This window comes from Faucicola osloensis, from assembly GCF_020041925.1.
Taxonomy (GTDB): domain Bacteria; phylum Pseudomonadota; class Gammaproteobacteria; order Pseudomonadales; family Moraxellaceae; genus Faucicola; species Faucicola osloensis_D.
In genome coordinates this window covers 2230914-2252878 of record NZ_CP083409.1, presented here as the reverse complement: position 1 = coordinate 2252878, position 21965 = coordinate 2230914, and the positions used below count along the sequence as shown (strand labels likewise).

The following is a 21965-nucleotide window of genomic DNA, read 5'->3' as shown; positions in this document are numbered from 1 at the left end:
TAATTAAAAGCCCAAACCTAATACTTGCTCGCTGGTCTTACCAAATCGACGTTCACGACCCATAAAAATATCAATCATTTGGTCTAATTCAGCCGCCTTGAAATCTGGCCAAAGCGTTTCGGTAAAAAATAACTCAGCATACGCACATTGCCAAAGGAGAAAATTAGAAATGCGGTAATCCCCCCCGGTACGGATTAACATATCAACGGCGGGTAAATCCGATAGCGACAGGTGGCGTGCAAAATCGTCTTGGGTAATGGCATCGGCAGTAAGTGCGCCTTCTTCCACTTGCTTGGCAACTTGGCGGCAGGCATTGACGATGTCCCACTGACCGCCGTAGCTGATGGCAATCACCAAACTCATCTTAGTAAAATGGGCAGTTTGCTCTTCTGCATCTTGCATAATCGCGCGTAAATGCGGCGTCAAGGCACCCCTATCCCCGATAAAGCGCAAAGAAATTTGATGACGCAGCATCCGCGGTAATTGGTCATGGACGGTTTGCTCAAGCAGCTTCATTAATAACGCCACTTCATTGGCTGGGCGCTGCCAATTTTCGCTAGAAAAAGCAAATACTGTTAACGCACGTATACCAATACCCATACAATGCTCAACCAAAGGGTCTAAATTATCTTTGCCGGCAATATGCCCGCCACCGGTTGGTAGCCCATGTGCTTTGGCATATCGGTTATTGCCATCCATAATAATGGCAATATGTTGTGGCATTGCTGCCTTTGACTCAACCATGACCTACTTCTTATGAATGGGTTCTTTTATTGGATAAATAACAATTAAACGGCCATTAACTCTGCTTCTTTGCTAGAGAGCATTTTATCAATACTATCAATGTATTTATCAGTCATTTTTTGGATGTCGTCATTGGCACGGCGTTCATCATCTTCTGAGATTTGCTTGTCTTTTACCAAGGCTTTTAAAGCATTGTTGGCATCACGGCGAGCATTACGCACAGATACACGGCGCTCTTCGGCTTCATGACGTGCCAATTTTTGCATATCTTTACGGGTTTCTTCCGTCAATGCGGGTAGTGGCACTCGAATCACCTCTGCGCTCATTGGGTTGAGACCCAAATCTGATTCACGAATTGCTTTGTCCACTGCCTGCACCATGCTACGATCAAAAGGCTGCACTAACAGGGTACGCGAGTCTTCAACGTTGATGCTCGCCACTTGATTAAGTGGCATCTCAGAGCCATAGTAAGACACCATCACACCCTGCAAAATACCAGGATGGGCACGGCCCGTACGTAATTTACTAAAGGCATTTTCTAAGGCTTCAATCGCCTTTTTCATTTTGTCTTCGCCTTGTTTTTTAATATCGTTAATCATGTTGTGTCCTTTTAAAACTCTGTATGTCAAATTTAGAAATTAGTAATTGATAACTTTGGTGCCTTCTGACTCGCCCATCACCACATGAAGCAGCGCGTTGGGTTTTGCCATATCAAATACTTGCAGCGGTACGTTATGCTCACGCAGCAAGGCAATCGCAGTCAAATCCATCACCCCCAATTTTTGATCCAGCACTTGGTCAAAGGTGAGTTCGTCGTATTTGACGGCATCGTCATGGGTATTTGGGTCTTTGTTATACACGCCATCGACTTTGGTGGCTTTTAGGATTAAATTGGCTTCAATTTCGATGCCACGTAAACACGCTGCGGTATCCGTGGTAAAAAACGGATTGCCGGTACCTGCGACAAACACGCACACTTCATTGTTCTGTAAATAGCGAATAGCGTTACGGCTGCTGTAGTTTTCAGTCACTTCACCAATTGGCAAGGCTGACATCAAACGGCATTTGATATTACGGCGCTCTAGGGCGTCACGCATCGCCAACCCATTCATCACGGTTGCAAGCATACCCATTTGGTCGCCTGTTACACGGCCCACTAAGCCTTGTTTTTGTAGCGCAGCGCCACGATACAAGTTGCCACCACCGACCACGATACCCACTTGCACACCCAATCCTACCAAGTGCGCAATCGCAAGACTCATGTTGTCTAATACGCCTGAATCAATCCCCATATCATTTTTGCCTGCCAAGGCCTCGCCAGAGAGTTTGAGCAAAATACGTTGGTAACGGGGAGCTTTATCAGACATGGTTGACCTCTTGTTGGCTGTTGGATAACAAATAATGCAAATGGCGAAATTTTAACAAAATTAACGGTTTTTAGATAGTGTAAAGATAATTTCAACAGTCATTTTAATTTTTACCCTGCTCTCAGCTTGAAAATTCAATCGACTTTAGCCATCAAACTATCAAGTCGCTATATTCAAGGTACTATTATTAAAGCGTGGATTATTAAAGCGTGATTAATGCGTGGCTGAATGAGAAAACAGATTAATCACAATCACACCCAATACAATTAGGCTCATACCCGCAATGGCAGGTAAATCCAATTTGTTACCCAAAATAAAGTACCCAATGATAGCGGTCAACACAATACCTACCCCTGACCAAATGGCATAAGCAATCCCCAGTGGTATGATTTTGATGACTTGTGAAAGAAGATAAAAAGCAATGCCAAAACAAATCATGGTGATGATAGTGGGCAAGGGTTTGCTAAACCCCTCTGATTTTGCCAAAAAAGTTGAACCAGTCACTTCACTGACAATCGCAATTGCTAAAAGACTATAGGCTAACATTGATTGAGACATGACAATCCTTATCCTTATAACAGTTCACCTGTAAAACTGGCAAAAAGGTCATACTCATTGGCTTCATCAATGGTGACGGTTAAAAATTCACCGACTTTAACCGATGCGTCAATATTATCTACATACACGTGACCGTCAATTTCTGGCGCATCGGCATAGCTACGGCAAATGGCGATATTTTCCTCTTCATCAATCTCATCCACCAGCACTTTTAAGGTTTTACCGACTTTCTCAGCCAGTTTTTCGGCACTGATTTGTTGCTGTAGTGCCATCAGTCTTTCATAGCGTTGTTGTTTGATAGCTTCTGGTACAGGGTTCGGTAAATCGTTTGCCGCCGCGCCTTCTATTTCTGAATAGGTAAACGCCCCTACTCTGTCTAATCGCGCCTCTTTGAGCCAGTCGAGCAAATATTCAAAATCTTCTTCCGTCTCGCCAGGGAAACCCACCACAAAGGTGGAACGAATGACAATATCGGGGCAAATCGAGCGCCAAGTTTTGATGCGCTCCAGTACGTTTTCGCTATGCGCGGGGCGCTTCATGGCTTTGAGCACATTGGGGCTGGCATGTTGGAACGGGATATCAAGGTATGGCAGTAGCTTGTCTTCACTCATCAGTTTGACCACAGCATCAACATGCGGGTAAGGATAAATGTAATGCAAACGCACCCAAATGCCCAGTCGATTCAGTGCCTCGCACATATCGTAAAATTTGGATTTGATGGGCATGCCATTCCAAAAACTGGTTTTATATTTAAGATCTACGCCATAGGCTGAGGTATCTTGCGAGATGATTAATAGCTCTTTGACGCCTGCGTTTTTGAGCGCAGCCGCTTCAGTCATGATACTGTCAATCGGGCGACTAACGAGGTCTCCACGAAAGCTTGGGATGATACAAAATGTACAGCGGTGGTTACAGCCTTCGGATATTTTGACATAAGCATAATGTTTTGGCGTAAGCTTAATGCCCGCATCATTGATTAGGTCAATTTTTGGGTCATAAGTTTTTGATGGTGCAGGTTTTGGCACATAATGCGACACAGCATTCACAACTTCTTCATAGGCATGTGCGCCAGTCACCGCAAGCACAGCTGGGTGCATGGTTTTGATTTTTTCGGCATCTTTGCCAAGGCAACCGGTGACAATCACTTTGCCGTTTTTGGTAATCGCCTCACCAATGGCATCAAGCGACTCTTGCACCGCAGATTCGATAAAGCCACAAGTATTGACCACCACCAAATCTGCACCATCATAGTCACTAGCGACTTGATAACCATCACGGCTAAGCTCGGTGATAATGCGCTCGCTATCCACCAAGGCTTTGGGGCAGCCAAGCGACACAAAGCCAATCTTAGGCGCTTTTGTCGTTGCTATATCTTGAGCCAGTTGGTGCGCCGTTTGGCTGGCGCTTTGACCTACAGTACGGTTTTCGTTATGATTGGCTTGATGGTGGGTGGCGGGTTTAGTGGTAGACTGGGGATTAAAAACTTGCGGTTGGCTTGGCATGACTTTCACTTTTAAAAAATTTAATCTGACTATTTTACTAAGTTTTGCTGTTTTTACCAAATCAACTTTTTAATTTTTCATCGACTCAAATTAACTGTATAGGTAAAAATTTCAAATGCTAAAAAAATCAATCTATTGTTTATAACCTATTGTTTGTAAAGTCCCTATCAACTGTAGCACTCCCCATCATGACTATTCAATATGAACCATACCCTGAAAAAACACTATTGATCATGATTTTAGTTCAAACAAAGTTTAGAAAAATTATTTTAAATCAATATTTTATAAAAAATCCGCCAAATTTTGACGGATTTTTTTATTAACCATTCAATTCATCCCACAATTTTTCTAGGCGTTTATCTGAGACAGGCACGCGGGTCTTCATTGGCTGGGCAAACAGCTGAATCCGAAACTCCTCAACCAACCAACGATACGGCATAATTGTCTCATCATTACCCTTAACAGACAGCCTTTCCATGTGTTTATCAAGCTGATACACGGCATCAAGATCGGCATCCAAATTGTGCTCAAGCCTATCAAGTCGCACCAACAACGCCTGCAGATAACGCGGATATTGCTGCCAATCTTGATAACTCATGCGATACACAAAATCCGACAAACTCAAATCGTCGAGCTGGTCTTCGATATCTTCGATACTTTCTTCAAAAATATCACGGTCAAGTAGCAGCAGTTTTTGGCGAACTTGCTGCCACTGCTCATACACCGATTTTAGCTGAACTAATACACTTTGCCCAACGCTCAAGAAATTGGCAAGCACCACGGCTTTGGCTTGGTTAAATTCATCTAACGTCAAAGGCAACTGATTGATGGCAATCACCAACTCTTTATCATGAATCCCTGCCGTGAATTTTTCATGGTCAAACTCTGCAACAAATTTTTCAAAAGTGGCATCAAGGGTGGCATGAATCAGTAAATCTTTGAGTCTATCAAGCTCACCAAGCGGCGCAAAGGCAAGTTTAAAGTTTTTATCAATTTGGCTGGTAAGCTGTCTGGCTTTTGCTCCGAGCTCATTGCCGATTAAAGCAAGCAAGCCTTGACGGTGTTTGTTGAGTGCCACACTGACATCGGTAAACTGCTGAATAGAAACGGCCTTTTTATCGGTATAGCTTGGCTGTCCATCGGCAACCAGTGCCGAAAACTGCTTAATCATCACGCCTGCACTGTGGCGGTTTTGCATAAAGTTAAAATGCTCGGGAAACTCGCTATGTACGCCTTTACCACTGGCGACGGCTTGACTTGTGGTGACCTGATGGCGCAGTTTTAATGCGTCAATATCTCGCCCTTTTTCAATCAGCCGGTTTTTGTCATCGACCAACGCAATTTGTGGCTGCAGATAGGTTTCAACCTCGCTTGGATTAAAGTCTTTTGGCTCTACAAATTGATTGTTTGCCCCACGCACGCCGCGCTGGTTTAAGGCTTGGCACAGTTGCTTTAGCAATCCGCCATGGTGGTTTTTTTCAAGCGTGTCAAAAATTTGTTTGGCGGTATCGGGCACGGGCACGATTTGCCGGCGAATATCTTTTGGCAACGTCTTTAATAGCTGCAAAACCAGCTCATAGCGCCACCCTGCAATACCCCATAATAATTCAACCGCATCAACCTGTGGTAAGGCAACGAGCGGGACTTTAATGGTCACGCCATCATCGTCGCTGGTCGGGTCAAAAATATACGACAGGGGTAGTTTTAAATTACCCAGTTGCCATGTTTCTGGGAAAGCTTGGGTAGCGGGTGCTTGTTCGTTGAGCACATCTTTATCACTAAAAAATAAAAACTGTGGCTCCGTTTTTTCTACTTCTTTTCGCCAATCCTCAAATACTTTGCGACTAGCGATATGCTCAGGCACTCGCTTGGCATAAAAGTCGTATAATTGCTCTTCATCAACCAACAAGTCTCGACGTCGCAGCTTATCTTCAATCAAGGATACATCAGCGACTTTATCTATATTATGCTGCAAAAATGGCGGCAACTTGCCCTTTTTACCATCGCCTGTAGACGGGGCATTTAAATTGCCTAAGACCAAGGCATCTCGCAAAAAGATTTCTCGAGACTCGCTAAGGTTGACCCGCTCATAATTCATCAGTTGTTTATGCACCACAATCAGACCAAACAGGCTGATTTGGGCATATGCCTTGACATGCCCCGTTTTGGCTGACCAATGCGGCTCAAAATAATGGTATTTGAGCAAATCCCCTGCCATCGCCAAAATCCACTCTGGCTCGATTTTGGCAGCAGTACGCATAAACACCTGCGAGGTCTCAACCACCTCAAACGCCATCACCCATAGCGGATTTTGCTTAAACAAGGTACTGGCAGGAAAAATCTTGGCTTTGTGCTGACGCGCGGTGACATACTCGCCACGTTTGGCTTTGATTAGCTTGCCGCTTTTGTCAACGTCATTGACTTTTTGGGCAATAAACGACAGCAGACCCGTGAGCAATGCTCGGTGAATAGGCACATAACTGGCTGGCTCTTGGTTGATGGTTAATTTTAAGCCATCAACCATTTGCAATAACTGGCTATGGGTTTGTTGCCATTCACGTAAACGCGGCGAGCTTAAAAAATGTTTTTTGGCAAAGCTTTTACGTTGGCTGTTGGTTAGTTTGTCGTTTTCATACGGGCTTTGCGCGATTGGCGCGGCTTCATCGTCTAACGTTTCATTTTTTTGATGGTCAAGATCACTACTTTTAAATCCATCGCTTTTAAATCCACTGCTTTGAAATAAGGCCCCATGAATTGCCTGCCAAAGACTGAGATAAAATAAAAAATCGCTGTCGGCTTGGCGAAATAATGCGTGTTTTTGGTCAGCTTGGGTTTGCTTATCGCTCGGGCGTTCTCGAGGGTCTTGCACTGACAAGCCCGATACAATCACCAATACCTCTTTGAGACAACCGTATTGCTCACCTGCAATCAGCATACGTGCCAAACGAGGGTCTATGGGCATTTTTGCCATCATTTGACCGACTTTGGTGAGTTGATTTGGATGGCGTTTGGATTGACCTTTGCTATTGTTATTAGATGCGCTTAGGCTATTTTCAGGTTTTTTGGTGACAATCGCACCCAACTCTTCTAACAGTTTACGCCCATCATTGACCAGTCGATTGTCGGGTGGCTGGATAAAGTCAAAGTTTTCTACCTCACCCAGACCCAAGTTTGCCATTTGCAAAATCACCGATGCCAAGTTGGTACGCAAAATTTCAGGCTCGGTAAATTCGGGGCGACTGGTAAAGTCTTCCTCTGAATATAAACGGATACACACGCCTGCCGCGATACGTCCACAGCGACCTTTTCGTTGATTGGCGGCAGCTTGGCTAATCGCTTCAATCGGCAGGCGTTGTACCCGCGAGCGATAGTCGTAGCGTGACATCCGAGCAAACCCCAAATCAATAACGTAGCGGATATTGGGCACGGTCAAGGCGGTTTCGGCAACATTGGTGGCGATGATAATGCGACGCCCGCCTGTCGGGTGAAAAATCTGCTGTTGCTCGGCAAAACTTTGACGGGCGAATAACGGCAAAATCTGGGTATGACGGGGGGCGTATTGGTTTAAAATATCTGCCAAATCATGAATTTGCGCTTCTGTTGCCGCAAAAATCAAAATATCCGCTTGGTCAGCATGCCCTTTGCTGGCAGCGTCTTGATAGCACTCTTCCACCGCTGCGGTAATCGCTCGGGGCAAGTTTTCTTCGACATCATCAAAGCTGTCATCATCCGAACCTGTGACAATCTCCTCCGTCAACGGACGGTAGCGCACTTCTACGGGATAACTGCGACCTTCAACCACAAATACAGGCGCGGGCGTCGCTTTTTTGGTTTTACCATCAACGCTAGAAAAATACTGGCTAAACCTTGCTGTGTCGAGCGTCGCCGATGTGATAATCACCTTTAAGTCAGGACGTTTTGGCAATAGACGCTTGAGATAACCCATGATAAAGTCAATGTTAAGACTGCGCTCGTGGGCTTCATCAATGATAATGGTATCATAGCGGCTCAAAAACTTGTCATGCGCCATTTCGGCAAGCAAAATACCGTCGGTCATCAGTTTGACAATGGAATCCGATGAGCCTTGCTCAGTAAAACGCACTTTGAAGCTGACTGTCTGTCCAAGCGTTTCCCCTAATTCTTCAGCAATGCGATTTGCCACACTACGCGCCGCTAATCGTCTTGGCTGTGTGTGTCCGATTTGCCCTGTTACCCCTCGCCCGGCAAGCATGGCAATCTTAGGTAATTGGGTGGTTTTGCCTGAGCCTGTCTCCCCTGCCACGATGATGACTTGGTGGTCTTGGATGGCTTTGATGAGTCTATCGGCTTGTTGGCTGACGGGCAAATCTTCGTTTAGATGTATCGTTGGCAGACTGGCGATACGGCTTTGCACTCTTTCTTGCGAGTGTTTGAGTTGTTTTTGATAGCGGTCAAATCTTGACGTATAGTCTTCGCTTTCTTTGTCTTTGATTTGTTTTAATTGTTTGGCAAGGCGTGACAGATAATAGCTGTCTTTTGCCATGACCGGTAATTTCACACCTTGGTGCTTGTCTATTTGAGGCTTGTCTAGTTGAGAATCATTTAATGGTGCAGCAGTCGATATAAGTTCTTTCATTCACTTAGGCTATTCTTATGGTAAACATTGCCTAGATAATGTGGTATGAATAAGCTAAAATCAAGCGTTATCCCTATTTTTAAGCTATCCGCTAATTATTTTTATGACATTTATTTTTTATGACATTTGTTAGTTTCACATGAAAGGAGAATTTATGAGTTTATTAAAAACGGTTGAAGTCATCCACAATCCCAACAATCTGCCGGTTGATAGAGCGGTGATTTGGCTACACGGACTGGGCGCAAATGGTCATGACTTTGAGCCGGTCGTCCCTGACTTGGGACTCGATGGTAACCACGGCATACGGTTTGTATTTCCTCACGCCCCCGCCATTCCTGTAACCATCAACCAAGGTTATGTGATGCCAGCTTGGTATGATATTTTGGAAATGTCACTGGACCGCAAAATCGACACCGCACAGATTGAACAATCCGCGGCTTGGATTGGAGAGTTAATCGCGCGTGAAGCCGAGCGCGGTGTATCGCCTGAGCATATTGTGATTGCAGGATTTTCGCAAGGTGGCGCGGTGGCGTATCAAACCGCGTTAACCTATGACAAACCATTAGCCGGACTGTTAACCCTGTCGACTTATTTAGCGACCAAAGATAGCCTAACTTTAAGTGAGGCTAATAAAAATCTAAACATCGCCATTCATCATGGCACACAAGACCCTGTTGTCCCAGTACAGCTTGGGCAAGAAGCCAAAGCATGGCTTGAGTCAAAAGGTTATCAGCCGCAGTTTTACAGCTATCCGATGGCGCACCAAGTATGTATGCCGCAACTCAAAATTATCGGTAAATGGCTAAATGATGTGTTGGCCTAACGATGTTTTAGCATAATTTTTTAGCATAAAAAGAGCGTACTTGACTTAGGTACGCTCTTTTGGCAATTAGCCATTCATTTTTGGCAGTCGTTTTAACAAAATAAATAGCCAGTAATTCACCCATGCTAGCAAAACAAAATCCACCAACCACACAGCCATCAACCCCCAATGCGTTTGATAGCCGTATTTTAGTGCAACCATACCACTGCCCCCCAAATATACAAAAGTGAGCATACTTAGCAGCAATAGCGCGTATGGGCTCTTGCCTTTCACGATATAAGGCGTTGATAAGAGTGCAGGTATCAACCACAAAGCTTGCCAAGCAATCCCCCCGACTATAGCAGGCTTTGCACTTGCTAACCAATACGTCAATAGCGGTACTGCCAGCAATCGAAACCCCAGCCAAACCCACCATACTAGGGTTAAGCGTTGGTGGATGGGATAAATGGGTTTGGGGGCAGATAGTGAGTGCGGGTCTTTTTTTCTCATAACGCTTGTTTTCTCATAACGCTTGTAATGCCTTGGCAATTTTGGCTAGACGTTGACCTTGGGCGATGGCTAACGTTTTTTCGTCCGCGGTCATGATGTGGTCATGCTTTGCGCCACTGACATGGCTTGCACCATACGGGCTTCCACCTTGGCTCGTGGTATTGAGCGCAGGCTCACTATAGGGAATTCCCACAATCACCATACTATGATGCAGTAGCGGCGTCATCATGCTAGTCAAGGTCGTCTCCTGACCACCGTGCATGGTACCCGTACTGGTAAATACAGATGCCGGTTTGTTTTGCAAATCCCCCGCGAGCCAAATTGTGACGCTATTATCCCAAAAATACTTCATCGATGCTGCCATATTGCCAAAATGGGTGGGGCTGCCGAGTGCCAGCCCCACACAGTTTTTTAAGTCATCCATGCTGGCGTACAGGTCACCCTCATCAGGAATACTTGGCGCAATTTTTTCAGTCTCGCTACTGACCTTGGGTACCGTGCGAATACGTGCGGCGATGCCTGTGCCACTGTCTTCAATACCTTGTGCGACCAGATACGCCAAATCTTTGGTAGAGCCATTTTGGCTGTAGTACAAGACTAAAATATAAGGTTGACTCATGGTTTTTCTCACATCAATTTTGATAATTGTTACGTCAAGCTAGTTTGGGTGAATAAATTTTGATGGCAGGGTCAAAGCAATCTACTAGCCAGATTGCCAATTGCAAAACACCAAAACTGTTCACAGTAATTCAATAAACAATTTTTTTGAATATGATACCATACTGCCATACAATCACTGCCTTTTTCGCCGATTTGATGGTCAAACTTTGAAATTTTTTATCAATAAGAACTACTATGAATGAACTCATTGCCAAACTAAAAAAATTATCCATTTTTAAACATAAATGGGTGCAGTTTTTGATGTACCTTATCAAAAATTTTATCGATGATAATTGTAGCCAAAAAGCTGCGTTACTGACGTATACCACGCTGCTGTCTATTGTGCCGATTTTAACCTTGTTGGTTGTGATTCTCTCCACCATTCCGCAGTTAGCAGAAGCGCGTGAGCAGATTCAAAACTTGATATTTAGCAATATTTTGCCCAGTACCGGATTACAGGTCACCAAGTATCTCAACCAATTTACCAGTAATTCATCGAACTTAACCATTATCGGTGTGGGTATCTTATTTTTTACCACCATTTCCACTTTAATGACGATTGAAACCGCGTTTAACCAAATTTGGCGTGTTGAAAAAAAAGAGACCAGCTGGCTCAATCTTGTGCGTTACTGGGTCATTATTACCCTGTTGCCTATTGTGCTTGCCATCGTCATGATTATTTCAAGCACCGTGCAAAGTCTAAGTTTTTTAAATCAAAAAATTGGCGGTTATGGGATTGACTGGGCGATTTGGGTACAAATCGGCTCGATTGCGATTGTGCTGATGGGGTTGGTGACCATGTATTGGTTTATCCCGCGCTGCCAAGTACGTTTTAAACATGCGCTGGTTGCCGGTGTTGTGGTTGGGATTATCTTTGAAATCTTAAAACTCACCTTTGGCGCAATTGTTGACAACTTTACCAGTTATAAAGCGGTGTATGGGGCGTTTGCGATTTTGCCGTTGTTCTTACTTTGGATTTATATTTCTTGGAATATTATCCTGCTTGGCGTGCAAATCAGCTACTGCTTGACCATTTTTGAGACCAAAGAAATCTTTCCCCGTCATGCGTTGTTTAGCTTGATGGATATGCTAAACGTGTTATACCGTGAGCATAAAAAAGGCAATGTCGTCACCGAAGCTGGTCTGCGTGATGTGCTAGGTCGCCAAGAGATGCCAAATTGGTACACTTATATTAGCTTTTTACAAGATAACAATCTCATCACCACCAGTGACAAAGATGAGTATGTCCTCAAACGCTCGCTCGATGATTATAGTTTTTGGGATTTTTATCAAAATATGCCCTATCCTTTACCGCATGAAAAGGATTTGCGAAAACTTAAAAATAACGCGCCTTGGACTGTGCAATGGATTAATACCTTAGCCCGTGGTGAAGCCATGCTCAAATATAATTTTGATGTGTCAATGGCAAGTATTTTTGATAGTATCGCACCGCGTCAGACCCCAAACGCCGAAGACATCGAGCCAGATACAGGAAAAAAAGATAAAGGTAAAGGCAACAAACTAGCCGGTCAACGTGAAGGTTCAGGTCTATCAGGCGGTCAAGTCAGTGATGTGGTCAATGAAGATAAACGCATCAAAGAAACTGACGCCGAGCAAGCGACTGGCTTTGATGGTACGCTTGATTTTAAAGGTCAGGGTAGCTTATCGAGTCAACCGCGTGATTTTAATGCCTTAAATAGCGATGAGTTATCGGATGAATTGTCACATGAATCTTCAGTTACTAAGCAAGTTCATGATAATCAAAAACACTTGTCAAATGATAAGGGATTAGATGACAAACATCCGCTAAAAACGCTTGAAGAAAGTAACAGTAAATACGACAGTCATGGCGAAAACAAAGCGACTCCCTCATCCACACAACATGGCAGTGCCACAGACGAGCATAAATTTGCGATTGATAATTATTTGAATGCCAATAATTTTGACAATATGCGTTGGGATATCAGTAACCTAGATGACACAAGTTTTAGCAATGAAATTACCACCACCCAAATAGTCCAATCAAAAATCCTAGCGGATGATGACAAGCCCAAAGGTGATAATACGGCAGTGATGGCTAAAATTCGTCAGATTGTACCCGCTAGTGTACTCGATAGCCCGTACAATCCTTTTAGTTTTATCAAATCAAAAATTGCAGCCAATGCGAGCAAAAAATCCCCACGTATTATTACGGAAAAAGATAAGCCAGATAGCTAGACCAGACATCTAGACCAGATAGCTAGTTTGGCGAGTAAAAAAGGGCAGAATCTGCCCTTTTTTATCGCTTTTTTTATTGATAGCTTAAGCCTGGGTCATTTTTTTACCCAATAACCCTTTGGCGTGCATATTGCGATAGACCACCACAACAATGACGACATTCACTAGCAGTATCAAAAAGTTAAGCCAATTAAACCGATGGCTAAATAACTCATAAACCTCAAGCGGTAAAAACACGCCGTAGCCCAAAACACTATACCAATACGCCCATATTTTATCTCGATAAAGACCATAGGTTTCCACAAAACGCAGCAGCGCATAGCCCACGACTATCCAAAAGGCTTTTTGCCAATTTTGGTTGGCGACCCAAGCATAGTGATTCAGTGCCTCTATTTGGTGGTGCAGCGCCATACCCATGATACGATGCAGCGCCTGTGAAACCACCCGCGCAATCCATTGCAATTTATCATGCCCTACAAAAATAATAGCCGCCACCCCTAGCGCTACTAATCCTTTTACCAGCTCATAGATAGCGACCATGATGATGGCGTTCTTGGCATGATGTCTATTAGGCACTGTCGGGGCTAACTGCTTAAACGCCTTTGGCATGATTCATTACCGTATCCAATCTTGAAACAAACTTAAAACAAGCTTCAAACAAGCCTAAAAATAGACTTGCTCGACTTTCCCTGTCAATTCGCTATTGATAAATGGCGTATTTTTGCCTTGCGACATCATCGATTCTTTTGTCACCATCCAAGTTAGACTAGGGTCAACCAGCACCGCCCCGCCCGTTTGATGATAGCTAGCTTCAATTCCAGCGATTTTTGCAGGGTTGAGTGCGATTTTTTCTACTAGCTGCTGTGGGGTCAAAATACCCTCTTTGACCAATTGACAAGCGAGCCCCATAAAAGTATCAAAATTGCTAATACCCGGTTTGCACTCCGCAAATGGCGCTTGTTTAGCGGTTTTTGCCAATGGCTCATGGTGGCTACAAATCGCATCGATAGTGCCATCTTGCAAGCCTTCTTGCAGCGCTTTTTTGTCTGTATTGGAACGCAGTGGCGGCAACACATACGCCAAGGCATTAAAACCAATCAAGGCATCATCGGTTAAATGTAATTGGTGCATCGCCACATCACAGGTCACCGGCAAGCCCCTTTGTTTCGCCCAGCGAATCAAATCAATCGAGGATTTGGTGGTTAGCTGACCAAAATGTGCCGATACGCCTGTTTCTTCGACAATCAACAGCTGCTTGGATAACGCCACCGTTTCAGCAATCCAAGGAATCCCTGCCAAGCCGTGATAAGATGCGATGTAGCCATCATGGGCGACGCCGTTTTTGGATAAACTGGGTTCATCAGGGTAAAAAAATACTTTGATGTCATAAGTCGCTGCATAATCAAGGGCTTGCAGTAGTACGTCATCATTGGCGAATTTGCGGCGAGCATTGCTGACCCCGATGATGCCACCTTGCTTCAGGCCAAGCATATTGGCGGGTTTTTCACCTTCAAGACCTGCGGTCATCGCCCCTAACACATGCAGATGAATACCACCATCTTGATAAGCCCGCTCTCGCAAGCCTGCCAGTAATGAGCCATTTTCAAGTACTGGGTTGGTATCAGGTGGTATAACCACATGCAAAAAACCGTTTTGCCGAGCCGCGGCGCCTTCTGATTTTAGTGTGCCATGCGACTGGTGCCCAGGTTCACGCAGGCGCGCACATAAATCCACCAGCGGCGGTAATAGCCATTTGCCATCGCTGTCGATAGGGTTAAGCTGCGTGGTATCAAATTGCCAGTTTTGGGGAAGTAAGTTTTTCATGTTTTGCCTTTTTGGTTTTAAATTTTAATAGCCTTGCTCGTTCAATCGGCGATAATTATCACAACCTTTCTGGTTTCCATTATCGCAACCTTTACCATACCATTGTTTGGCTATAACTTTATTTTGACGTACACTTTTCCCAAATTCATACATAGCGCCAAGATTATTTTGTGCCAGTTCATTTCCTTGAGTAGCCGATTTCTGATACCATTTAAAAGCCTCTGAATAATTTTGTTGAATAGCTTGTCCATTATCATACATTGCTGCAACAACATATTGTGCATCTGCGTTTCCTTGAATAGCTGATTTAAGCAGCCATGTAAATGCTTGAGCATAATCTTGACGAACACCTTTACCTGCACCATATGTTATCCCAAGAACATATTGAGCCTCTGCAAATCCTTGATTAGCAGACTCTTTTAGCCAAGGTAATGCTTGATGATAATCATCTTTAATATAATATTCCATTGCAAGTTTAAATTGAGCTTGCGAATCCCCACTTTCAGCTTGTGTGGTCAAAGTCACCGCATCAACCGCCAATGCAGAAATTGACATTAATAAGCCAAAGGTTAAAACTGAAATTCGCTTAAACATAATTTTTCCTTCTTAAAAATCGATGTTGGGTGTCGTAAACTCCATCCAACCTACAATACAACCTTTAATAAATTTCTACGCTCTTGCTTGGCGTTGCCCTTCCATTGCCATTGCTAGTACCGCCATCCGCACCGCAATGCCGTTATTGACTTGTTTTAAAATCACCGATTGCTCGCCATCGGCAACAGTTGATGAGATTTCAACGCCGCGATTCATGGGCCCTGGGTGCATGACAAGCGCGTCAGGTTTGGCAAGGGCAAGGCGTTCGGTGGTGATGCCATACGCTTTAAAATACTCGGATGTCGATGGCAAAAGCGGCGAGCCAATACGCTCATTTTGAATACGCAGACCAATGATGACATCACAGCCAACCACCGCCGCGTCCAAATCGTTATAGACACTGACACCATAACGCTCAATGCCTTTTGGTAGTAATGTCTTGGGCGCCACGACGCGAATTTCTTTAACCCCCAAGGTTTTGAGCGCTGCAATGTCCGAACGGGCAACACGGCTATGCTTGATATCGCCGATAATCGCTACCGTTAATTCCTCAAATGGTCTTGGCGCTTCACGATAAATCGTGAGCATATCAAGCATGGCTTGGGTCGGATGCGCGTGCCAGCCGTCACCACCGTTGATAATGGCAATATTTGGGGTGACTTCGGTTGCCATAAAATGCGCGGCCCCACTCGATGAATGACGCACCACAAAGATATCCGCTGTCATGGCTTCAAGATTCCACAGCGTATCGCGTAAGCTTTCGCCTTTTTGGGTACTGGACTTGGCAATATCGATACTGATGACACTGGCGCCAAGACGTTTGGCAGCCACATCAAAGGTGGTGCGAGTACGGGTAGAATTCTCAAAGAACAAATTCATCACTGTACAGCCTTCAAGCTCATCACTATTGCGAATGCTGTTGGGGCGACCGGCATTGTCAGTTAAGTAACCATTGGCTTTTTCGATGATGGCCATCAGCTGGGCTTTGGATAACCCTTCTACGCCGATAAAATGCCGCAAATCACCTGCTGCGGTCAGTTCTGGCTTTGCCATCGCCTGATCAAGCTTGCTCTGTAGCGCTTCGTTGGATAAGGTTTGGGTGTTTAAAATATTCATCGGCCACCTAGATTTGTTGTTATTTGTATAAATTTTGCCTATTTTACCGTAAATCAGCTGGAATAAATACGCCAATATTTTGCGATTATCGCTGATAAGACGGGTCAAAAAGTGCTACAATTTGCGGCAAATTGTCTATATTTTTTCAATTCATGAGGTCTAAATTCACCCTGCCTAATCGCATGTGATTGGCTTAGGGTGTTAATTTATAATTTTATAATAAGGTCTACTTATGTCAAATCTTGAAACTTATCTTGCCGCGCAAAATGCCCAACCTGCCGTTGCCGATATTATTACCACCATTACCAAAATCGGCATTCAAATCAGCGACTTGCTCAAACGCGGCGCACTTGCGGATATTTTGGGCGAAGCGGGTAACCAAAACGTGCAGGGCGAAGAGCAAAAAAAGCTCGATGTCATTGCCAATGATTTGTTATTAGACGCCTTGAGCAGCAATCCGCATTGCGCGGGCGTGGCCTCGGAAGAATTAGATAACGCTACCCCTGCCAATCAAGATGGCGACGTGTTGGTACTGTTTGACCCACTTGATGGCTCATCTAATATCGATATTAATATGGCAGTCGGTACAATTTTCTCGATTTTACCCTATCACCACCAAGGTCACCCTGCGACGGATGAGGACTTTTTGCAAAAAGGGACGGCGCAGTTGGCATCGGGTTATATTTTGTATGGCACCTCAACCGTGATGTCAATCACGCTTGGCAAGGGTGTCGCCATGTTTAGTCTTGACCCAGACACCAAAACGTTTGTGCAAATCAAAGACCATGTGCAAATCAGCGCAGACACCAAAGAGTATGCGATTAATGCCTCCAACTATCGCTATTGGTTGCCACCGATGCAGCGTTACATTGATGAGTTTACGGCGGGTAAAACTGGCGTGCGTGGTAAAGATTTTAATATGCGCTGGGTGGCGGCGATGGTGGGCGATATTCACCGTATTTTGTGCCGTGGAGGAATTTTCAGCTATCCATTTGACACCAAACACCCTGATAAACCGGGTAAACTGCGTCTGATGTACGAAGCCAATCCGATGAGCTTACTCATTGAGCAAGCAGGTGGCATGAGCACCGATGCTATCAATCGTATTTTGGATATCGAGCCGACCAGTATCCACCAACGCGTGCCTGTGGTACTGGGGGCAAAAAACGAAGTCGAGTATGTAAAAAAATTACATGAAGAAGTCAAATAATGCTTATCACTTCAAAAGACAACCCAACCATCAAAACTGCCCACGCCCTACTCACTGCGTCGCGCCAGCGTAAAAAACTGGGCAAAACCATGATAGAAGGCACGCATTTGCTAGAAAGCTATCTCAATGCTAGTCTCACGCCCGACACCGTGATTGTCAGCGAAAGCGGTCTGCACAATGACGAAATCAATGCCTTATTAAACCGACTTGAAAATGTTAAAACGTTAACGATTAGCGATAATCTGTATAAAGAGATTCGCACGCTGGGCGAGAGCCTGCCCATCATGGCGATGATTGATATGCCGCATTTAGACTTTAATCAGCTTATCACCAGTGATTGCTTAATCATCAATGGCGTGCAGGATAATGGCAACCTAGGCACACTATTTCGCACCGCCTCCGCCGTGGGCATAAAGACGGTGATTTGTACGATGGGCACCGCATCGGCGTGGTCGCCCAAAACCTTGCGAGCGGGCATGGGGGCGAATTTTAGTTTAACCATTTATGAAGGCATCAGCGTAGATGAGGTATTGATGAAGGTCAAAGTGCCGATGTTCGCGACAAGTAGCCACACCGATAAAGTGATTTATCAAACCGATTTGAGACAACCGTTAGCCTTGATTATGGGACATGAAGGACAAGGCGTCGATGAGAGGTTACTTAGTCAATCTGCCCCGATTGCCCTACCGCAGCCCAATGGTCAAGAAAGCCTAAACGTGGCGATAGCAGGGTCACTGTGTCTGTATGAAATGTTACGGCAAAGACGCTACGCATGATTGCCATAAATAATTGCCATCAATGCCATCAATGCCATCAATGAATGAGTGTGACATAAATGACTAGACAGCCTGTGTTTAGTCTTTTTTGTCGTCACTATCACCGGGTATCACCGCTTTGGCGACGGCTACCGTGCCTTTGACCACCCCTTTGGTGGTCTTGTAGGCAACTTTGACAGGGACAGTGACAATTTTATGCACACACCCTTGTAAGATAACAGCGGTGGTCAGCACAAACAGCAGAGTGGTTAGTTTTTTCATTCGTTACCTTTAATTGACTTTAAGATTGACTTTAAGAACGATAATCAGCATTGATTTTGATATACTCGTATGATAAATCACAGGTATAGACGGTATCACTCGCCTGCCCGCGACCCAATTCAATATGAATGGTAATTTCAGGACGCTTCATCACCTCGCTGCCACGCGCCTCGGTATAGTCGTGTGCCAAGCCGCCACGCTCGCAGATACACACATCATCGAGTGATACCGCCACTTTTGACTGGTCGAGCAGCACGCCCGCTTTGCCTACCGCTGCCAAAATACGTCCCCAATTTGGGTCACTGGCAAAAAATGCGGTTTTTACCAGCGGTGAATGCGCCACTTCATACGCGATTTTGGCACATTCTTCAGCGGTTTCACCGCCTGTCACTTTGACCGTGATAAATTTGGTTGCCCCTTCACCATCGCGTACAATCAACTGAGCGATTCGAATCATCACATTGTTAATCGCCTCATAAATTGCTTGATAATGCGGGTGATTTTCACTGTCAATCATCTCCCCAACTTGTCCTGTGGCAATCAACGTACAGCAGTCATTGGTCGAGGTATCGCCATCCACCGTGATGCGGTTAAATGACTGATTCACCGTGTCGGTCAAGATATTTTGTAGCAATGATTTTTCAATGTTGGCATCGGTTGCCACAAAGCCAAGCATGGTCGCCATATTGGGGCGAATCATGCCCGCCCCTTTTGAGATACCTGTCACGGTATAGGTGATGGCATCAATCGTGACTTGTTCGCTATGTCCTTTTGGGGTGGTATCGGTAGTCATGATGCTGTGGGCGGCGCCAAGCCAATTATCTTCGCTTAAATTGGCTAAGGCGCTGTCTAACCCTGCGATAATTTTATCCGCTGGCAAGGTTTCCCCAATCACCCCGGTGGAGTAAGGCAATACTTGCTCGGCTGCGACACCGGTTTTTTCTGCCAGTGCCACACAAGTTGTTTTGGCACGCTGTTTACCGTCTTCACCCGTGGCAGCGTTGGCGTTGCCCGTGTTGACAATCAAATAACGCGGACTGTCTTTGCCGATAAATTCTCGCAGCAACTGCACAGGGGCGGCACAAAATTGGTTTTGCGTAGTGACAACCGCGGTGTTTGCGCCCGCTATGATGTCAAAAACCGTTAAGTCTTTGCGCCCTGCGTAGCGCACGTGGGCTTCGGTGATGCCAATTTTTATCCCTTTCACTGGGTTTAATTTTACAAGTTCGACATTGCCAACTGGCATGAGAGCGCTCCTTACTGTTGTTTAATTGATTAATCCAAAAAATCTGCCCAAATCGGGGCATGGTCGCTGGGTTTTTCCATAGCACGCAAATCATAGCTGACGCCTGCACCATTAAGCTTATCCGCCAAATCAGGCGTCATCAAAATATGGTCAATCCGCAGCCCACGCTTTGGCTCATCGTCAAATCCCTTGCTGCGATAATCAAACCAACTCAAGGCTTGACCGTCGGCATATAACGCCCGATAAGTATCATGCAAATCTGTCGCAAGCAGGGCTTGGTACCACTCTCGCTCCTCTGGCAAAAACGAGCACGTGCCATTTTTTAGCCAACGTTTCACACTATCCTCGCTAATGCCAATATCAAAATCCAGCGGCGCAATATTCATATCTCCCATCAAAATCATACTGCGATTTTCTGCTTTAAGCTGCAAGATATAGTCGGTTAAATCGGCATAGAATTTGCGCTTCATCGGAAATTTGGTTTCATGCTTGCGATTTTCACCTTGCGGAAAATAGCCATTAAGCACATCAATATATTTGCCATTAAAATCATAGCGCGCATGGATAAACCGTCGCTGTGCATCGTCGCTATCAGTTGGAAAGCCTTTTTGTACAAAAATAGGTTGTTGTCGTGATAATAACGCCACACCATAATGAGATTTTTGCCCAAAAAATTCGACATGATAGCCCAATTGCTGCACGCTCTGTAGCGGAAATGCGTCATCATGTACTTTGGTTTCTTGTAGCCCAATGACATCGGGCGCGATGATATCGCGAATGGCTTCAAGCTGGTGTGGGCGCGCCCGCAATCCATTGATATTAAAACTGACAAAACGCGGCATGTGTTTTCCCCAAATTGATAAACGTGGCTTGGTATTGATAAATGTGGCTTGGTTAAGCGTTAAATGCCGACTATATTAGCGGATATTGCCCGCAAGCTCAATTTGAAAGCAAATTGGGTCTCAACACTGAGGTTATGCATGACGAACCCGCAAATAGCAGGTGAAGTTTAAAAAAATTTTGGTATAATCAAAAAACCTTGCACTTTAATCACTGCCAACTTTGCAAAATTTTTTTTTCAATTTTTTCTGGCGACGTGCTGACCCTAGACTTAAAAAGACAATATAATGGCTCGAGTTTCTTCTATTACCCGTGTGTTAAAAATCATCGAAGCCGTGTCTGCGGCACAGCGTCCTTTATCCCCGCTGGATTTGTCTGAGATTTTGGATATTCCAAAACCGACCATGCACCGACTGATACAGCAGCTGCAAGAAGAAGGCTTTGTGCGGGTCGATATCAATGGTACGATTGTGCCTGCATCGCGTACGCGGCATATGGCGATTCATCTGTGGCAAAGCCAGCAAGTGGCGATTCAGCGGTTTGCGATTTTGCAAAGACTGGTGGATAAAATCGGTGAAACCTGTGGCATGGCGGTACCTTATTACGTCAACATGGTATATACCGACCGCGTACCTTGTCCTTCTGCCTTACAAGTGTATATGCCCACTGATTCGCAAGCACCCATTTGGTGTACGGCGGCTGGTAAAATCTACCTAAGTACGCTCACAAAAGATGATAGGGTCACGCTACTAAAAAATTTATCGTTAACCGCTATCACCCCTGCCACGATTACCGATAGGGATGTACTCAATCAAAGCCTTGAGCAGGTAGCCAAGCAGCGCTATGCAATTTCTGATGAAGAATATATTGCCCAAGCGGTTTCAATTGCTGTGGCAATCAATGATACCCAAGGTCGTTATATCGGCTCACTGTACACAACCGCACCTAAAACGCGCAAATCTCTCGATGATTTGATTGGTTTTGTACCTGATATGCAAAAAGCTGCCGATGATATTCGTGATGCATTTTTTGGGGAAATTTAAAGGTTATCTTTGACACTTTTGACAAGGTAAAGTTAAAACGCGCAAAGCAATTTTGTTGATAGATTTTAGCTCACATGGCG

At 44.8% G+C, this 21965-nt stretch carries 20 protein-coding genes; 5 read left to right on the top strand and 15 right to left on the bottom strand.

Annotation, left to right across the window (positions count from 1 at the left end; genetic code table 11):
* Positions 1-3 precede the first annotated feature (3 nt).
* The 6 genes from uppS to hrpA form a co-directional block, all read right to left on the bottom strand.
* Positions 4-744: a polyprenyl diphosphate synthase gene (gene uppS, locus LAJ61_RS09985; protein WP_224053786.1), complete on the bottom strand. Its 741-nt coding sequence runs from the start codon at positions 742-744 to the stop codon at positions 4-6.
* 44 nt (positions 745-788) lie between these two features.
* Positions 789-1343: a ribosome recycling factor gene (gene frr, locus LAJ61_RS09980; protein ID WP_007116803.1), complete on the bottom strand. Its 555-nt coding sequence runs from the start codon at positions 1341-1343 to the stop codon at positions 789-791.
* Positions 1344-1382: 39 nt separating this feature from the next.
* Positions 1383-2111 carry a UMP kinase gene (gene pyrH / locus LAJ61_RS09975; protein WP_224053785.1) on the bottom strand — a complete coding sequence of 243 codons (729 nt, stop codon included), beginning with the start codon at positions 2109-2111 and terminating at the stop codon, positions 1383-1385.
* Between the two features lie 213 nt (positions 2112-2324).
* Positions 2325-2669, bottom strand: a complete 345-nt coding sequence (locus tag LAJ61_RS09970; protein ID WP_310586011.1) for a DMT family transporter — start codon at positions 2667-2669, stop codon at positions 2325-2327.
* 14 nt (positions 2670-2683) lie between these two features.
* Complete coding sequence (gene rimO / locus LAJ61_RS09965) at positions 2684-4171, bottom strand: 30S ribosomal protein S12 methylthiotransferase RimO (RefSeq protein ID WP_007116806.1); 1488 nt, start codon at positions 4169-4171, stop codon at positions 2684-2686.
* Between the two features lie 319 nt (positions 4172-4490).
* The gene (gene hrpA / locus LAJ61_RS09960; RefSeq protein ID WP_224054855.1) at positions 4491-8693 is read right to left on the bottom strand and encodes an ATP-dependent RNA helicase HrpA; all 4203 of its coding nucleotides are present in this window, start codon (positions 8691-8693) and stop codon (positions 4491-4493) included.
* A gap of 247 nt (positions 8694-8940) precedes the next feature.
* Here hrpA and LAJ61_RS09955 point away from each other — a divergent pair, with 247 nt between their 5' ends.
* Positions 8941-9609, top strand: a complete 669-nt coding sequence (locus LAJ61_RS09955) for an alpha/beta hydrolase (protein WP_224053784.1) — start codon at positions 8941-8943, stop codon at positions 9607-9609.
* A gap of 66 nt (positions 9610-9675) precedes the next feature.
* On the opposite strand, the gene LAJ61_RS09950 is transcribed toward LAJ61_RS09955, so the two are convergent.
* Both LAJ61_RS09950 and wrbA read right to left on the bottom strand, forming a co-directional pair.
* Entirely contained in the window at positions 9676-10098 is a 423-nt protein-coding gene (locus tag LAJ61_RS09950) for a hypothetical protein (protein ID WP_224053783.1), read from the bottom strand.
* A 13-nt stretch (positions 10099-10111) separates the two neighbouring features.
* Positions 10112-10717, bottom strand: coding sequence for an NAD(P)H:quinone oxidoreductase (gene wrbA / locus LAJ61_RS09945; RefSeq protein WP_224053782.1), 606 nt, complete (start codon positions 10715-10717; stop codon positions 10112-10114).
* 236 nt (positions 10718-10953) lie between these two features.
* Between wrbA and LAJ61_RS09940 the strand changes: the two genes are divergently transcribed.
* A complete protein-coding gene (locus tag LAJ61_RS09940) occupies positions 10954-12975 on the top strand; it encodes a YihY/virulence factor BrkB family protein (RefSeq protein WP_224053781.1) in 2022 nt (673 codons plus the stop codon).
* Between the two features lie 84 nt (positions 12976-13059).
* On the opposite strand, the gene LAJ61_RS09935 is transcribed toward LAJ61_RS09940, so the two are convergent.
* The 4 genes from LAJ61_RS09935 to LAJ61_RS09920 all read right to left on the bottom strand — a co-directional run bounded on the left by LAJ61_RS09935 (position 13060) and on the right by LAJ61_RS09920 (position 16446).
* Positions 13060-13584: a DUF2127 domain-containing protein gene (locus LAJ61_RS09935; protein WP_224053780.1), complete on the bottom strand. Its 525-nt coding sequence runs from the start codon at positions 13582-13584 to the stop codon at positions 13060-13062.
* A gap of 54 nt (positions 13585-13638) precedes the next feature.
* A complete protein-coding gene (locus tag LAJ61_RS09930) occupies positions 13639-14799 on the bottom strand; it encodes a dihydroorotase (RefSeq protein WP_224053779.1) in 1161 nt (386 codons plus the stop codon).
* A 24-nt stretch (positions 14800-14823) separates the two neighbouring features.
* Positions 14824-15393, bottom strand: a complete 570-nt coding sequence (locus tag LAJ61_RS09925; RefSeq protein ID WP_224053778.1) for a tetratricopeptide repeat protein — start codon at positions 15391-15393, stop codon at positions 14824-14826.
* 75 nt (positions 15394-15468) lie between these two features.
* Positions 15469-16446, bottom strand: coding sequence for an aspartate carbamoyltransferase catalytic subunit (locus LAJ61_RS09920; RefSeq protein WP_409035002.1), 978 nt, complete (start codon positions 16444-16446; stop codon positions 15469-15471).
* 295 nt (positions 16447-16741) lie between these two features.
* Between LAJ61_RS09920 and LAJ61_RS09915 the strand changes: the two genes are divergently transcribed.
* Together LAJ61_RS09915 and LAJ61_RS09910 are read left to right on the top strand one after the other, a co-directional pair.
* Positions 16742-17719, top strand: coding sequence for a class 1 fructose-bisphosphatase (locus tag LAJ61_RS09915; protein WP_224053776.1), 978 nt, complete (start codon positions 16742-16744; stop codon positions 17717-17719).
* Positions 17719-18495: a TrmH family RNA methyltransferase gene (locus tag LAJ61_RS09910; protein WP_224053775.1), complete on the top strand. Its 777-nt coding sequence runs from the start codon at positions 17719-17721 to the stop codon at positions 18493-18495. The genes LAJ61_RS09915 and LAJ61_RS09910 overlap by 1 nt, the downstream gene beginning before the upstream one ends.
* A 78-nt stretch (positions 18496-18573) precedes the next feature.
* Here the strand turns inward: LAJ61_RS09910 and LAJ61_RS09905 are convergent, their stop codons facing one another.
* The 3 genes from LAJ61_RS09905 to xthA are packed head-to-tail and all read right to left on the bottom strand — an operon-like array spanning position 18574 to position 20844.
* A complete protein-coding gene (locus LAJ61_RS09905) occupies positions 18574-18756 on the bottom strand; it encodes an NF038104 family lipoprotein (RefSeq protein WP_135888080.1) in 183 nt (60 codons plus the stop codon).
* A 31-nt stretch (positions 18757-18787) separates the two neighbouring features.
* Positions 18788-20002 (bottom strand): bifunctional glutamate N-acetyltransferase/amino-acid acetyltransferase ArgJ, encoded by a 1215-nt coding sequence (gene argJ, locus LAJ61_RS09900; protein WP_224053774.1) that lies wholly within the window; start codon positions 20000-20002, stop codon positions 18788-18790.
* A 29-nt stretch (positions 20003-20031) separates the two neighbouring features.
* The gene (gene xthA, locus LAJ61_RS09895; protein ID WP_095355550.1) at positions 20032-20844 is read right to left on the bottom strand and encodes an exodeoxyribonuclease III; all 813 of its coding nucleotides are present in this window, start codon (positions 20842-20844) and stop codon (positions 20032-20034) included.
* 285 nt (positions 20845-21129) lie between these two features.
* Here xthA and LAJ61_RS09890 point away from each other — a divergent pair, with 285 nt between their 5' ends.
* On the top strand, positions 21130-21885 hold the full coding sequence (locus LAJ61_RS09890) for an IclR family transcriptional regulator (RefSeq protein ID WP_224053773.1): 756 nt from the start codon (positions 21130-21132) through the stop codon (positions 21883-21885).
* Positions 21886-21965 lie beyond the last annotated feature (80 nt).